This window comes from Arthrobacter sp. zg-Y916 (assembly GCF_020907385.1).
Classification (GTDB): Bacteria; Actinomycetota; Actinomycetes; order Actinomycetales; family Micrococcaceae; genus Arthrobacter_B; species Arthrobacter_B caoxuetaonis.
Genome location: NZ_JAJJOD010000003.1, coordinates 230,367 through 244,883 on the forward strand (window position 1 = coordinate 230,367; position 14,517 = coordinate 244,883).

At 66.4% G+C, this 14,517-nt stretch carries 16 protein-coding genes; 2 read left to right on the forward strand and 14 right to left on the reverse strand.

The window, feature by feature from the left end; all coding sequences use genetic code 11:
• Positions 1–42: 42 nt before the first annotated feature.
• From nusB to LOC59_RS08110, 14 genes are all read right to left on the reverse strand, one after another.
• Positions 43–453: a transcription antitermination factor NusB gene (gene nusB / locus LOC59_RS08045; protein ID WP_227895730.1), complete on the reverse strand. Its 411-nt coding sequence runs from the start codon at positions 451–453 to the stop codon at positions 43–45.
• A complete protein-coding gene (gene efp, locus LOC59_RS08050; protein ID WP_227895729.1) occupies positions 450–1,013 on the reverse strand; it encodes an elongation factor P in 564 nt (187 codons plus the stop codon). Before efp ends, nusB begins: the two co-directional genes overlap by 4 nt.
• A gap of 70 nt (positions 1,014–1,083) precedes the next feature.
• Positions 1,084–2,205 (reverse strand): 3-dehydroquinate synthase, encoded by a 1,122-nt coding sequence (gene aroB / locus LOC59_RS08055; protein ID WP_229971389.1) that lies wholly within the window; start codon positions 2,203–2,205, stop codon positions 1,084–1,086.
• Positions 2,205–2,723, reverse strand: coding sequence for a shikimate kinase (locus LOC59_RS08060; protein ID WP_229971391.1), 519 nt, complete (start codon positions 2,721–2,723; stop codon positions 2,205–2,207). The genes aroB and LOC59_RS08060 overlap by 1 nt, the downstream gene beginning before the upstream one ends.
• Positions 2,716–3,927, reverse strand: a complete 1,212-nt coding sequence (aroC, locus tag LOC59_RS08065; RefSeq protein WP_227895726.1) for a chorismate synthase — start codon at positions 3,925–3,927, stop codon at positions 2,716–2,718. The genes LOC59_RS08060 and aroC overlap by 8 nt, the downstream gene beginning before the upstream one ends.
• Positions 3,928–3,959: 32 nt before the next feature.
• Positions 3,960–4,835 carry a shikimate dehydrogenase gene (locus LOC59_RS08070; RefSeq protein ID WP_227916689.1) on the reverse strand — a complete coding sequence of 292 codons (876 nt, stop codon included), beginning with the start codon at positions 4,833–4,835 and terminating at the stop codon, positions 3,960–3,962.
• A 1-nt stretch (position 4,836) separates the two neighbouring features.
• Positions 4,837–6,189 (reverse strand): endolytic transglycosylase MltG, encoded by a 1,353-nt coding sequence (mltG, locus tag LOC59_RS08075; protein ID WP_229971393.1) that lies wholly within the window; start codon positions 6,187–6,189, stop codon positions 4,837–4,839.
• Entirely contained in the window at positions 6,186–6,755 is a 570-nt protein-coding gene (gene ruvX, locus LOC59_RS08080; RefSeq protein ID WP_227895723.1) for a Holliday junction resolvase RuvX, read from the reverse strand. The genes mltG and ruvX overlap by 4 nt, the downstream gene beginning before the upstream one ends.
• 9 nt (positions 6,756–6,764) lie before the next feature.
• The gene (gene alaS, locus LOC59_RS08085) at positions 6,765–9,458 is read right to left on the reverse strand and encodes an alanine--tRNA ligase (RefSeq protein WP_229971395.1); all 2,694 of its coding nucleotides are present in this window, start codon (positions 9,456–9,458) and stop codon (positions 6,765–6,767) included.
• Between the two features lie 60 nt (positions 9,459–9,518).
• Positions 9,519–9,773, reverse strand: coding sequence for a hypothetical protein (locus LOC59_RS08090; RefSeq protein ID WP_227895721.1), 255 nt, complete (start codon positions 9,771–9,773; stop codon positions 9,519–9,521).
• Positions 9,774–9,808: 35 nt separating this feature from the next.
• Positions 9,809–10,183, reverse strand: a complete 375-nt coding sequence (locus LOC59_RS08095; RefSeq protein ID WP_227895720.1) for a DUF948 domain-containing protein — start codon at positions 10,181–10,183, stop codon at positions 9,809–9,811.
• Between the two features lie 197 nt (positions 10,184–10,380).
• Complete coding sequence (gene rpsD, locus LOC59_RS08100) at positions 10,381–11,007, reverse strand: 30S ribosomal protein S4 (protein ID WP_152227785.1); 627 nt, start codon at positions 11,005–11,007, stop codon at positions 10,381–10,383.
• Between the two features lie 283 nt (positions 11,008–11,290).
• Entirely contained in the window at positions 11,291–12,694 is a 1,404-nt protein-coding gene (locus tag LOC59_RS08105; RefSeq protein WP_229971396.1) for a replication-associated recombination protein A, read from the reverse strand.
• An 81-nt stretch (positions 12,695–12,775) separates the two neighbouring features.
• The gene (locus LOC59_RS08110; RefSeq protein ID WP_227895718.1) at positions 12,776–13,612 is read right to left on the reverse strand and encodes a PhzF family phenazine biosynthesis protein; all 837 of its coding nucleotides are present in this window, start codon (positions 13,610–13,612) and stop codon (positions 12,776–12,778) included.
• A gap of 152 nt (positions 13,613–13,764) precedes the next feature.
• On the opposite strand from LOC59_RS08110, the gene LOC59_RS08115 reads away from it, so the two are divergent.
• On the forward strand, positions 13,765–14,073 hold the full coding sequence (locus tag LOC59_RS08115) for a hypothetical protein (RefSeq protein WP_227916685.1): 309 nt from the start codon (positions 13,765–13,767) through the stop codon (positions 14,071–14,073).
• Positions 14,070–14,417, forward strand: a complete 348-nt coding sequence (locus tag LOC59_RS08120; RefSeq protein ID WP_442860574.1) for an MFS transporter — start codon at positions 14,070–14,072, stop codon at positions 14,415–14,417. The genes LOC59_RS08115 and LOC59_RS08120 overlap by 4 nt, the downstream gene beginning before the upstream one ends.
• Positions 14,418–14,517: the final 100 nt, after the last annotated feature.

Here is a 14,517-nt window from a genome sequence, read left to right on the forward strand (position 1 = left end):
GGCAGGAGTAACCTGCCGGGCTTTGGAAAGCATCGCTGCGGCTTAGGCCAGCAGGGAGTCCTTCAGCTGGTGGAGCCTGCTCAGGAGTCCGTTGACGAATGCGGGCGACTCATCCGTGGAGAGCGCCTTGGCCAGTTCAACAGCCTCACTGATAGCGACCTTGTCCGGGATCTCCTCGTTGTAGAGCAGTTCCCAGCTGCCGATGCGCAGGATGATGCGGTCTACTGCCGGCATCCGGTCCAGCGCCCAGCCCTGGGAATACGTACCCAGGAACTCGTCGATCTGTTCCTGCTTGGCGATCACACCCTCCACCAGGTCCATGGTGTAGGGATTGATGACCTGGTCCGTCTTTTCCCGGCGGGAACGGAGGGACTCAAGCGGAGACATGGATCGCTGTTCCGCTTCGAAGAGCACTTCCAGTGCCCTGGTTCTTGCTTTGGTGCGTGCACTCACTCGTTAACGCGTCCCAGGTAGTCGCCGGTGCGGGTGTCGACCTTGACCTTGGTTCCGGATTCCAGGAACAGCGGGACCTGGATCTCGTACCCGGTCTCAACGGTGGCGGGCTTGGTGCCGCCGGTCGAGCGGTCGCCCTGCAGGCCCGGCTCGGTGTACGTGATTTCGAGGACGACGGATGCCGGAAGCTCGATGTACAGCGGAGCACCGTCGTGGAGGGCGATGGTCACCATCATGGACTCGAGCATGAAGTTGGCGTAGTCGCCCACGATCGAGCCGGGGACGGTGAGCTGGTCGAAGTCGGACGTGTCCATGAACACGTAGTCTTCGCCGTCCTTGTACAGGTACTGGTAGTCGCGGCGGTCAACCGTGGCAGTCTCGATCTTGATGCCGGCGTTGAACGTCTTGTCGACGACCTTGCCAGAACGCACGTTGCGCATCTTGGTACGGACAAACGCACCACCCTTGCCCGGCTTTACGTGCTGGAACTCGATGATGCTCCACAGGTTGCCTTCAAGCTTCAGCACTGTGCCGTTCTTGATGTCGTTGGTCGTAGCCACAGTTTCTCTTTCGTCGTTTCGCGTATCTGCGTGTCTGGTCCGTCGACCATTCTACCTGTTCAGGAAATGCCTACAGGCTGAGCCGGATGCCGCTCTCCGGCTCGGAGGCGATCTCCTGGTACGCGGCGAACAGCAGCGAGGTGTCCGGCACTTCCAGGATGGACGGTTTGCCCGGCCCGTCGAGGACCACGAAACGCAGCAGGTCACCGCGGGACTTCTTGTCCCGGCGCATGCCGTCAAGCAGCGCGCTCCAGCGGTCCTTCCGGTACGTCACGGGCAGGCCCAGGGACGTGAGGATCTCCTTGTGCCGGTCGGCCGTGGCATCATCGAGCCGTCCGACCATCCGGCCAAGTTCCGCCGCGAAGACCATACCGACGGAAACAGCCGCGCCGTGGCGCCACTGGTAGCGCTCAGCCAGTTCGATCGAGTGGCCCAGGGTGTGGCCGTAGTTCAGGAACTCCCGGCGTCCGGCTTCGCGCAGGTCACCGGAGACGATGCCGGCCTTGACCCGCACCGCGCGCTCCACCAGTTCACGGACGACGTCGGAGCTTCCGTCCGCGACCGCGTCCAGGTTGGATTCGATCAGGTCCAGGATGGCCGGATCGGCAATGAAGCCGCACTTGACCACTTCGGCCATGCCGGAGAGCAGTTCGTTCTTCGGGAGGGTCCCCAGTGCATCGAGGTCCACCAGCACGCCGGCCGGAGGATGGAACGCGCCAACGAGGTTCTTGCCTTCGGCAGTGTTGATTCCGGTCTTCCCGCCAACGGCGGCATCAACCATGCCGAGCAGGCTGGTGGGGATATGCACTACCTTGATCCCGCGCAGCCAGGTGGCTGCCACGAAGCCGGCGACGTCGGTGACGGCGCCCCCGCCCACGGCCACAATCGCGTCGGAGCGGGTGAAATCGTTCTGCCCGAGCACCTGCCAGCAGAAGGAGGCAACCTGGATGTGCTTTCCCTCTTCGGCATCGGGAATTTCGGCGGTCAGGGCCGTAAGCCCTGCCTCTGCCAGTTCGTCCCGGACGGTGTCCCCCGTGGTGCGCAGGGCGCGGGGGTGAATGACCAGGACGCGGCGGACGCGCTCCCCCAGCATCCCCTGCAGCCGGCCCAGCAGGCCGTTGCCGATGACGACGTCGTAATTCTCTGCGGGCTTGTCGCCCGTCACCTGGATGACAGTGGGTTCTGCGGGCATTAGTGCTCTCCTTCGGCCAGGGCTGCGGTGATGCGTTCCACGACTTCCGCGACGGAAAGCCCCCTGCTGTCTATAACTATGTCTGCCAGCGATTCGTAGATGGGCCGGCGCACCTCTGCCAGCGCGGTCCAGCGTGCGGCCGGGTCCCCGGCCAGCAGCGGACGGTGCGCGGTACGGGAGATCCGGGGCAGGACTGTCGCCAGGTCAGTGTCCAGGAAGACAACGGTAGCCTGCGCCAGGAGTTTGGCAGTGCCGGAATCCAGCACTGCTCCCCCGCCCAGGGAAATCACGGACCAGACCGGGGAAGCCAGCGCACCGGCAACAGCGCGTGCCTCAGCCCGGCGGAAAAAGCTCTCGTCGTGCCGGGCGAAGATCTCGGGGATCGGTCCGTGTTCGGCGACGACCAGCTGGTCCGTGTCGACGTACGGCAGGCGGAGGCGGGCGGCGAGCTGGCGGCCGACCACGGATTTACCGGCCGCCATCAACCCGATCAGGACCAGATGCTGCTGCTCAGGCACCGCTGCCGGTACCGGTCGAGGCGAGCGAGGCCGGGATGTTCTCGAGGTAAGTGCGCAGGTTCCGGGCGGTTTCGGCCACGGAATCGCCGCCGAACTTTTCCGTCACGGCCTCAGCCAGGACCAGGGCAACCATGGCCTCGGCGACGACGCCGGCTGCGGGTACGGCGCAGACATCCGAACGCTGGTGGTGGGCGCGGGCCGGTTCGCCGGTGCTGACGTCCACGGTCTTCAGCGCCCGGGGCACGGTGGCAATCGGTTTCATTGCCGCACGCACGCGCAGCACCTCGCCGATGCTCATTCCGCCTTCGATGCCGCCTGCACGATTACCCGAACGAATGACCCGGCCCTCTTCATCCTGGAGGATTTCGTCATGGGCGGCAGATCCCCGGCGCGAAGCAGTCAGGAAACCGTCGCCGACTTCCACTCCCTTAATGGCCTGGATGCCCATCAGGGCACCTGCCAGGCGGGCGTCCAGCCGGCGGTCCCAGTGCACGTAGCTTCCCAGTCCCGGCGGAAGGCCGTAGGCGAGGACTTCGACGACTCCGCCCAGGGTCTCGCCTTCCTTATGCGCGGCGTCGACCTCCGCGACCATCGCTTCGGAGACGGCCGCGTCAAAGCAGCGCATCGGATCAGCGTCCAGCGCCGCGACGTCGGCAGGAAGCGGCAGGGTAGAACCCTCCGGCGAGTTCACTGCGGCAATGCCCACCGTGTGGCTCACCAGCTCAATGCCGAGTTCCTTCAGGAAAGCCGAGGCGACGGCACCCAGCGCTACCCGCGCGGCGGTTTCGCGGGCGCTGGCGCGTTCCAGCACGGGCCGGGCTTCGTCAAAACCATACTTCTGCATGCCGGTGAAATCAGCGTGCCCCGGACGCGGCCGGGTCAGCGGGGCGTTGCGCGCCTGGTCAGCGAGGACCTCGGGATCCACCGGATCGGAAGCCATGATCTGCTCCCACTTGGGCCACTCGGTGTTGCCCACCTCAATGGCGATCGGGCCGCCCTGGGTCAGTCCGTGGCGCACACCGCCCAGGATGCGCACCTGGTCCTGCTCGAACTTCATCCGGGCGCCGCGGCCATAGCCAAGACGGCGCCGTGCCAGCGCTTCCTGGATCGACGGGGTGCTTACTTCGACGCCCGCGGGGACGCCCTCAATAATTCCGACCAGTGCAGGCCCATGGGACTCACCGGCGGTCAACCAACGCAACATGGATTCAATACTGCCACGTTCGGCAGGGGGCTTCAGCGCGGAGGCAGCCCCACTGCGTCACACATCACGTTTATGACGGCGGCCTCGTCGCGAAAGGCCGGACCGGTGAACAGGCGCACCTGTTCCACCGCCTGGTAAAGCAGCATTTCCAAGCCGGGCACGATCTTCCCGCCTGCGGACTCCCAGGCGGAGGCGATCCGGCTGGGCCAGGGGTCGTACGCAGCGTCCAGCAGGACAGCTCCGCCGCACTGCGCACCGAGCGCCTGGAATTCGTCCGCCACTGCGTCCGCACCGCGGGGCGGCAGTGTGCAGATGACGACGTCGGCACCGGCACACGCCTGTGCCGCTTCGTCCCAGCCGTGCAGGTTGACGGTCACGCCAAGCCGGGATCCCACGTCCCGGACTGATGCGACGCCCGGGGCACTGCCCCGGTAGTTCCGGGCATAGACGTCCACAGCAGGGCTGTCCAGCTTGGCCAGCGCGGCGACTGCTGCACAGGCGGTTCCCCCGGCGCCCAGCACAACTGCGCGGGGCGCCTCCCGGGCACCGGCGTGCCGCAGCGCGTTAACCAGCCCGGCGACGTCGGTGTTCCACCCGGTGAGGACCGTTCCCTCTGGAGTGGCCTCGAACGTCACGGTGTTGAGGACGCCGAGCGTCTCGGCCAACGGATCGAGCCTGTCTACCGCAGCAGCCATAACAGCCTTGAGCGGCATGGTGACGGACAGGCCGTTCCAGCCCGGTTCCCGCCGGACAGCGTCAGCGAACTCTGCCGCCGCCGATTCTTCGACGTCGATAGCCTCGTACGAGCAGTCGAATCCGAGGTACTGGTATGCGGCCCGGTGAAGCTGGGGCGAGCGGGAGTGCCCGATCGGATGCCCCAGGACCGCTGCCCTTAGGCGGGTGGACAATTTACTCGCACCTTCCGGCTTTCTGGGTGCCGCACCATTCCTGGTACTCGGCAACGTACTTGGCGTGTTCGGCGAGGGTGGAGGAGAACTTCGTCTCGCCGGAGTCCAGGTTGACCGTCACCCAGTAGAAGTAGGGCACGTCCGCCGGATTGGCCGCCGCGTCAATGGCCTCGACGCTCGGTGAGCCGATGGGTCCGACCGGCAGCCCGGGGTTCGCGTAGGTGTTGTACGGATTGGAAGTGTCTGCCTTCTCATCCGGCGTGAGGTTGTAGCTCTTCCGGTTCAGGCCGTAAGTCACTGTGGCATCGGACTGGATCAGGCCGTTGGTTTCCGTGTTGTCGCCGCGCAGCCGGTTCTCGATGGCTCCGGCCACCGTGGCGTAATCCGCTTCGCCGGCTTCGGCCTGGATGATGCTGGCCTTGGTGAGCACGTCGTACTGCTCGGCAGGATCCGTGACGCCCGATTCTTCCAGCGCAGTGAATGCGTTGGCCACCATCTCCTCGATGATCTCCGCGGCGGTCATGTCGACCGGGAAGCGGTACTCCCCCGGGAAAAGGTAGCCTTCCAGGCTCACGGCCTCGGCGGGAAGTCCGAAGTCCTGCGGGGACGCGGCAAGTGCCTCGAACTCCGCCAGCGGGATGCCGGTGGATTCGGCCAGTCTGTCGAAGGTTTCGTTCAACCGCAGATCCCGGTCGATCGCCGCGTAATGGACAGCGGTGCCGCCGTCTCCAAGCAGGGCCGTGACTGCTCCGGAGGAGGACATCTGGTAGCGCATCTCGTACGTACCGGGCTGGATCTCGCGCCCGTCCGATCCCTGCTGGAAGGCCTCGACAAACTTTTCACTCGAGGCCACGATGTCCTCGCTGACCAGGTTGTTGCCAATAATCAGGGGGCCGTCGCCCGGATGGACCACGAAGGAAACCGTTCCTTCGCCTGGGCCCGGGTAGTCCTTGGTTTCGTTCATCCCCAGCAGGTCGCGCAGGAACACGGTCAGGCCGAACACCACACCGGCGAAGACAGCGAGCACAACCGCCATGACCAGTGTGCGGCGCCGCCGCCGGCGCTGTTTGTCTCGCGAAGGACGGCGGCTTCGGCGGCTGGCAGGCTCTTCGGCAAAGAAGTGCTGGACCGGCGCGGGCTCGTAGCCGGGATCGTGCTGGTCCTCCGGGTGATTCCCGTAGTCTTGTCCGCCGTCTTCCCAGCGTGCATCACTCTGGTGGGCGTCCTGGTGGTATCCGTCCGCAGTGCCGTAGTCCTGGCCGTCGGCAACATAGCCGTCGCCCTGTGTGCCGGCGCGCGGATCAGGTTCCGATTCGTGCCCGGAGGCACGGTGCCCGGGGTAGCTGTGACTCACGACGCAGAGTCGCTTTCGGGGCGGATGTCCTCGGAAATTGTTTGCTCCTCGTTCGGGGCCGGAGCATCAAGCTGCTCACTCCGGCCAGTGATGACGGGCACCCCCACATCGCGTCCTAGGGAACGCTGCATGTCAATGGCCTGCTGCAATATCCCAACAGCGGCCACTTGGTCTACCACTCTACGGTGATTCCTTGTCTCCAAGCCAGCTTCTCTCAGGGACCGGTGTGCGCTGACTGTGCTCAGCCGCTCGTCGATCAGCCGGACCGGGACGTCCAGGCCGGCACGCCCGAGTGCTTCAGCCAGGACCTTCGCATACTCCCGGGCCATCTGCGTCGATGCGGTTTCGGTCCCCCGCATGCTCTGCGGAAGTCCGACGAAAACCTGCACGGCCTCCTGCTCGGCTGCCTCACGGACAAGCACCCTGACGTCGCTGTTCTTCTTGGCATCACGTTTCAACGTGCGTACCGGAGTGGCCAGGACGCCGTCGGGATCGCACGAAGCGACCCCGACGCGCGCCAGGCCAACATCAACGCCGAGCTTTCTTCCGCGCGGATACGCTGACACGGTTTTCCGCTAGCTCCGGTTCGCCACCGCTGCGCGGATGGCAGTCAGTGCTTCGGACACCTTCGAAGCGTCGGTTCCGCCGCCCTGGGCGACGTCGTCCTTGCCGCCGCCGCCGCCGCCGAGAACGCCGGCAGCAGTCTTGACCAGGACGCCGGCCTTGACGCCGGCAGCGCGTGCTGCCTCGTTGGTGGCGACAATGACGACCGGGCGGCCGTTGGCTGCACCTGCGGCCGCGACCACTGCCGACTCGCTGCCAAGCCTGCTGCGCAGGTCCAGTGCGAGGGTGCGGAGGTCGTCCGCTCCGGAGACCGTTCCGGCGTCGTGCGCCAGCAGGCGGACTCCGTCAATATCGACGGCGGTGTTCACCAGTGCTGCGGCAGACGCAGCGAGCTGCTCGCGGCGCAGGCGCTCGAGTTCCTTCTCGACCTGCTTCAGCTTCGCCAGCGTGGCGGACACGCGTTCGGGCAGCTGGACCGAGGGGACCTTGAGCAGGTCGGAGAGCTCATTCACCAGTGCCCGCTCGGCGGCGAGGTGGCGGAAGGCGTCCATTCCCACGAAAGCTTCCACGCGGCGGTTGCCGGATCCCACGGACTGCTCACCCAGCAGGGTCAGGCTTCCAATCCGGGAGGTGGAGTCCACGTGGGTGCCGCCGCAAAGCTCACGCGACCAGTCGCCGTCGATCTCCACGACCCGGACCTCGTCGCCGTAGGCTTCACCGAAGAGCGCCATGGCGCCCAGTGCCTTGGCCTCGGCTAGGGACATGATCTTGGTCTCGACCTTGTGGTTGTTGCGGATGGCCAGGTTGGAAACCTCTTCAATTTCCGACTTGGCGGCCTCGGACAGGCCTTCGCCCCAGGAGAAGTCGAAACGCAGGTAGCCGGCCTTGTTGAAGGAGCCGCGCTGCAGTGCTTCCGGGCCGAGGATCTGGTGCAGTGCGGCGTGCACGATGTGCGTACCGGAGTGCGCCTGCTCAGCGGCGTGGCGCTGCTCGGCGTCGACAGCTGCCAGTGCCAGGGCGCCGGCGGAGACCTCACCCTCCCGGACGACTGCCTTGTGGACGGTCAGGCCCTTGACCGGACGCTGGACGTCGGACACTTCCAGGACGAAGCCGTCACCCGTGATGAGTCCGACGTCGGCGGCCTGGCCGCCGGCCTCGGCGTAGAACGGTGTTTCATTCAGGACCAGCTGGATCTCAGTTCCCGGACCGGCATGGGAAACGGACTCGCCGTTGGAGACGATTCCGCGCACGGCGGATTCGGTGGTGAGCTCGTTGTAACCGGTGAAGACCGTCTGGCCGGACTTCAGCAGCTCGTTGAAGACAGAGACGTCCGAGTGCCCGTGCTTCTTGCCGCGGGCATCAGCCTGGGCACGCTGGCGCTGTTCCTGCATGAGGGACCGGAATCCGGCCTCGTCCACCTTCAGGCCGGCTTCCTCGGCCATTTCCAGGGTGAGGTCGATCGGGAAGCCGTAGGTGTCGTGCAGGGCGAAGGCATCGGCGCCGGACAGCGGACGGCCGGCGGCCTTGGACTCCTGGACAGCGGCATCAAGGCGCTCGGTGCCCGAAGCGATGGTGCGCAGGAACGCCTTTTCCTCGGCGTAGGCAATGCGGGAGATCCGCGCGAAGTCGGTCTCGACCTCCGGGTAGGTGCCCTTCATGGCGTCGCGGGAGACAGGCAGCAGCTCCGGCAGCACGGCGGTTTCGACGCCCAGCAGGCGCATGGCCCGGACGGCACGGCGGATCAGGCGGCGGAGAACGTAGCCCCGGCCTTCGTTCGAGGGCGTGACGCCGTCGGAGATCAGCATCAGCGCCGAACGGACGTGGTCGGCGACAACGCGCATCTTCACGTCGTCGGAGTGGTGCGGATCTGCGGGGTCTTCGGCTGACGTGTAGGTCTTGCCCGAGAGCTCGGCGGCCTTGTCCAGCACGGGACGGACCTGATCGGTCTCGTACATGTTCTCGACACCCTGCAGGATCATGGCCAGGCGTTCCAGGCCGAGGCCCGTGTCGATGTTCTTCTGCGGCAGTTCCCCGGCCACATCGAAGTCGGTCTTGGACCGGACGGCGGAGAGCTGGTACTGCATGAAGACCAGGTTCCAGATCTCGATGTAGCGCGTTTCGTCGACCGCGGGGCCGCCTTCGAGGCCGTACGCCGGGCCGCGGTCATAGTAGATCTCGGAGCAGGGTCCGCCGGGGCCTGCCTGGCCGGTGTTCCAGTAGTTGTCAGCCTTGCCGGTGCCGATGATGCGCTCGTTGGGCACACCGACCTTGTCGCGCCAGATCGCACGCGCTTCATCGTCGCGCTCGTCGCCGTCTTCGTACACGGTGACCCAGAGGCGTTCGGGGTCCAGGCCGTAGCCGCCCTCTGCCACCGGGCTGGTCAGCAGCTCCCAGGCGAAGGTGATGGCGTCTTCCTTGAAGTAGTCGCCGAAGGAGAAGTTGCCGGCCATCTGGAAGAAGGTACCGTGGCGGGCAGTCTTGCCGACCTCTTCAATGTCAGCGGTCCGGATGCACTTCTGCACGCTGGTTGCGCGGTTGTACGGCGGGGTTTCCCGTGCCGTCAGGTACGGAATGAAGGGCACCATGCCCGCAACGGTGAACAGCAGCGACGGGTCGTTGGTGACGAGCGACGCGGAGGGAACGACCGTGTGGCCCTTCCTGCTGAAGAAATCCAGCCAGCGGCGTGCGATCTCGTGGGACTTCATGGTGTTTCTTACCCTTCTGGTAAATCATTCCGCGCAGGGCAGCTGCGCGGTGAGAGAAAGTCAGCGGCGGGCCGAGGACATCGTGTCGGCGACCGTGTCCGCGGTGTCCAGGCCCAGGGCGGAGCGGAGCTCGCCCTCGCGCTGGGTCATGGCGTCGCGGAAGGCATCGGTGAAATCGTGCAGGGCGTCGGCAGCAGTGCCGACGGCGCGGTTGAGTCCGGCAGGCCCAAGGGTGGCCTTCGCTTCGGAGACTCGGCGGACGGCAATAACGCCAATGGTGATGCCGATCGACATCCAAAAGACGCGCTTAATCATGGTCTGCTCCTGTTATGGACTGCATGTCTGTGGGACTAGCGGCTGCGGCGGCCGCGGCCTGCGGGCCGGCGGGAAGTCAGTGCTGTCCGCACGCCGTAGGTGAAGGCGGAGACCTTGATCAGCGGCGAGCCAACCGTGGCGGCGACAAGCGAGGTCAGTGCCGAAATGTTGGCTGAGGCGTCGGAAACGTTGGAGGAGATCCCGTCGACCTTTGCCAGCTGGAGGTTCGTGGTGGAGACCGTGGTCGTCACTTCGTCGATCAGCGGGGTGGTCTCGTCGCTCAAGGTCTTGATCGATCCGCGAAGCTCGTCGAACACCTTCCCAAGCTTGAGGATGGGGACGGCCAGCAGCGCAACCAGCACGGCAAAAACCCCGGCTGCGATCAGACCGGCTATATCTCCACCTGACATGGTTCTCCTTGGGTTGTTTTCGAAGAGTTTCCGCTATGTACCTTACCCATTGACGGGGCCGGACACTTACTTGGCGGCGGCGCGTTCCCCACCCGGCCGGTGCGCGGACACGGCCGGGAAACGAAACAGCCCGCGGCGCAAAGGCCGCGGGCTGTTCCAGTTTCGCCTTGGCTCCCGCAGGCGGGAGCGCAGTCGAATTAGCGTGCGTAGTATTCCACCACGAGCTGCTCTTCGCAGGTCACGGGGATTTCCGAGCGCTTCGGGCGGCGAACCAGGCGAGCCTGCAGCTTGTCCAGGGAGACATCCAGGTAACCCGGAACAGCGGGCAGGACGTCGCGGTGGGCGCCGGCAGCGGCAACCTGGAACGGCGTCATGGTCTCGCTGCGCTGGTGCACATGGATGAGCTGGCCTTCGGACACGCGGAACGACGGGCGGTCCACGCGGGCGCCGTCAACCATGATGTGGCGGTGCACAACAAGCTGGCGGGCCTGGGCGATCGTCCGGGCGAAGCCGGCACGCAGCACGAGGGCGTCAAGACGCATCTCGAGAAGCTCGATCAGGTTTTCACCGGTCAGACCGGCGGTGCGGCGGGCTTCCTCGAAGACACGGGTCATCTGTGCTTCGCGGATGCCGTACTGTGCGCGCAGGCGCTGCTTTTCGCGCAGGCGGACTGCGTAGTCGCTGTCCTGCTTGCGGCGGGCGCGGCCGTGCTCACCCGGGGGGTAAGGCCGGCGCTCGAAGTACTTTGCTGCCTTGGGGGTCAAAGCAATGCCGAGGGCGCGCGAAGCGCGGGCCTGACGGCGTGCACGTGTGTTGTTAGCCACGTTCACCTTTCACTGTTTGGCGGTTTTGCCGTGTGCCGCCGGGTTGCCCCGCCGTACACGGCTAATACGTAGTCACTGGCCTCCATTAGGGAGAGCTCCGGCCAACCGCTGCCTTCTGCTGCAACGCAGCTGCCGGGACACAGATCCACCATGCTCCGGAGGGTATCCGGCGTCGTGGTGGGGAGTTCCGGCGTTGCGCTTGCCAGTCAACCATCAATCCTAGCACGCAGGCGCCTGTACCCGGAGCCTGCTGCTGCGGCGGTACGCCGCGGAAACGTCCGGCCTACTTGCCGCGGATGATCCCGCGCAGCCGCTCCAGCCGGGCAGAGATGTCCCGCTCCGCACCGTTGGCTGTGGGCTGGTAGTAGTCCTTGCCCACCAGATCGTCGGGAGCGTACTGCTGGGTGGCCACGCCGTGCGGCTGGTCATGCGAATAGATGTAGCCCTTGCCATGCCCGAGCTGCTTGGCCCCGGGATAGTGGGCGTCGCGAAGGTGCGGCGGAACGCCCGTGCCATAGCCGGCCCGCACGTCCGCCGTCGCGGCGCCGATGGCTTTGTAGGACGCATTGGACTTCGGCGCCGTGGCAATGTGCACCACCGCCTCGGCAAGGATCAGCCGGCCCTCAGGCATGCCGATCATCTGCACCGCCTGGGCGGCGGCTACGGCGGTCTGCAGCGCGGTCGGGTCCGCCATGCCCACGTCTTCGGCAGCCGAGATCATGAGCCGCCGGGAGATGAACCGCGGGTCCTCCCCCGCTTCGAGCATCTTGGCCAGGTAGTGCAGGGCGGCGTCGACGTCGGAGCCCCGCAGCGACTTGATGAAGGCACTGGTGACGTCGTAGTGCTGGTCCCCCGCGCGGTCATAGCGCAGGGCCGCGACGTCCAGGGCCTGTTCGGCATGCTCAAGGAGGACGGCAGGAACCTCCACGTCCGGATCACGTTCGGAATAGGCGACGCCGGCTGCGGCTTCCAGCGCGGTCAGCCCGCGCCGGGCATCCCCGGCCGCGAGGCGGACCAGGTGCTCGAGTGCTTCGTCGCTGAGTTCCACCCGGCCGGCGAGGCCGCGTTCATCCTTGACGGCGCGGACCAGCAGCGCCGCAATGTCTTCTTCGGTGAGCGGCTTCAGCGTCAGGAGCAGTGACCGTGAGAGCAGCGGGGAAACAACGGAGAAGGACGGGTTCTCCGTGGTCGCCGCGATCAGGACCACCCAGCGGTTCTCCACCCCGGGCAGCAGCGCATCCTGCTGTGCCTTGTTGAAGCGGTGGATCTCGTCGAGGAAGAGCACGGTTGTGACGCCGTGCAGGTCCCTGGACGTCAGGGCCTCATCCATGACCCGGCGGACGTCCTTCACGCCGGAGGTGATTGCCGAGAGCTCCACGAATTTGCGGCCCGGGCCGCGGGCGACCACGTGGGCAAGTGTGGTCTTGCCGGTTCCCGGAGGGCCCCAGAGCATGACCGAGGACGGGCCCGCAGGTCCGCCCTGCGGCGCTTCGGCAAGGGTCCGCAGCGGTGATCCGGGGGTGAGCAGGTGCTGCTGGCCCACCACCTCATCCAGGCTGCGGGGGCGCATGCGTACCGCCAGGGGGCTGCGCGGGCGCTGCCGGGCCCCGTCGTCGTCCCGTTCCCCGGCCGCGTCGCCGCCGTCCCCGGGGTCCTGGTCCTCATCGCTGCTGAACAAGTCATTCACGCTTCAAGGCTACCGCCCCGCCGAGAGGCCACTTACGGCTCTTTTCAGCGCTGAAACGAGCCGTAACTGGCCTCTCGCGGGTCAGAGCGTGACGGAACCGTCGATGCAGGTGACCGACTCGCCGCCGATCCAGATCCGGCCCTCCCGGGTGAACACCCGCACCAGGCCGGAACGGTGGACGGCTGTGCCCTGGGTGACGGTGTAGCGTTCTTCGGCGATGCCCTGGCCGATCAGCCATTGGGCCAGGCCTGCGTTGAGGCTGCCCGTGACCGGGTCCTCCGAGACACCCAGGCCGGGCGCGAAGGCACGTACCTCGAAGTCCGTCTCCGCCGATTCGGGCTGCGGGCCTATGACCCCCACCCGGAGGCCGCCAATCGCTGCATGGTCCGGCGTCAGCGACAGCACCGTTTCGGCGTCAGGGAGCAGCAGTCCCAGCCAGCCCGGACCGTTGTCCACCCACTGGTGGCCCTTGACCTGGTCCGGCCGCAGGCCCAGGGCGGCTGTGACCCTGGCCAGAATGTCCTCTTCCACGGGTCCGGTGCGGATCAGGCGGGGCGCCGCGAACGCAGCGAGGCCGGCATTGACGCGCAGGGGAACCAGGCCGATTCCACATTCCTGGACCACGAGGCCCGGTTTCATCGGGGTGTTTCCCGCTTCCGTCCAGGCGTGGCAGGTGCCCAGCGTAGGGTGCCCGGCGAACGGTATCTCCCCTCCGGGCGTGAAGATCCGGACCCGGTAGTCAGCCTCGTCCTGGATGGCCGGGAGCACGAAGGTCGTCTCCGACAGATTCGTCCAGCGGGCAAACTGCTGCATCTGCTCGTCGTCGAGGCCCTCCCCGTCCAGCACTACCGCAAGCGGGTTGCCCTGGTACGGCTTGTTGCCGAAGACGTCTACCTGTTTGAACCAGCGTTGTCTCATGCGGACACTGTAATGGCTGGCCGGGGCGGTACCGTTCCTATTCCCGTGTCCGTTGCTGGCTGGGATCGGCGCATGAACAGAGCGCCCGCCGGGAGGAAAGCAGCCGGAACTGCCGCCGTGCTGCTTGGCGGGTCCGCGGATCCTCGATTTCCTTGTTCCGTTGTGGGCCGGCAGCGGGCTGGCTGGCGGATAAGCGCCCGAGGACCGTCACCGCGGCGTCCGGCGCCCTGCTCTATGCCGTGAGCTGTCTCGGCTACGCGCTGGCCGGTTCCTTGTCCGTTGCCTTCGGCGCAGCGATCCTCGGCGGTGTGGGCGGGGCCCTCTTCTGGGTGTCCATCCGCGCCCTTGCCGCAGAGTTCCCGGACCGTGACTCAGGTTCCATGGCTGGCCTGCTCTCTTCCGAAGCGTTTGGTCGTGCTGCTTTGCGCTCCGCGCAGGCGTCCGACGTCGCCGGAAGATGATCCCGGGCCGGTCCAGGACGCGCCGCCGCGCTCTGGGTACTCACCAGCGTTTCCTGGCACTGCTGCCGCCGATGTACGGGGAGGTCGCCGCGGAACTGAACCCGCGCCGCCTCGGCCGGGCGATGAGCATCCTAGGCAACGCGGGCCAGCTCGGCTCGGCCATTGGTTCGCTGCTGGCGGGCTTCCTCTACGCCGGGGGCTCCTGGCTGGCAGCCTGCCTGGTCTTCGCTGCAGTTCTGCTCGCTGGAGGTGTGCTGGGACCGTTGGCGCTGGCGAAGATAGGCGTCCGGGACCGTCCCGGTTCGGCCGCGGCGGACACATCCCTGGAGCTGCTGCCGGAATAGCGGGCGCGCCCTAAGACAGCCCGTTACGAACTGTTGCGGCGTGTGTACGCCTCACAGCGCGGGTTTGCGCGCGGGATACCGCGCCCCTAGATTGGTAGCC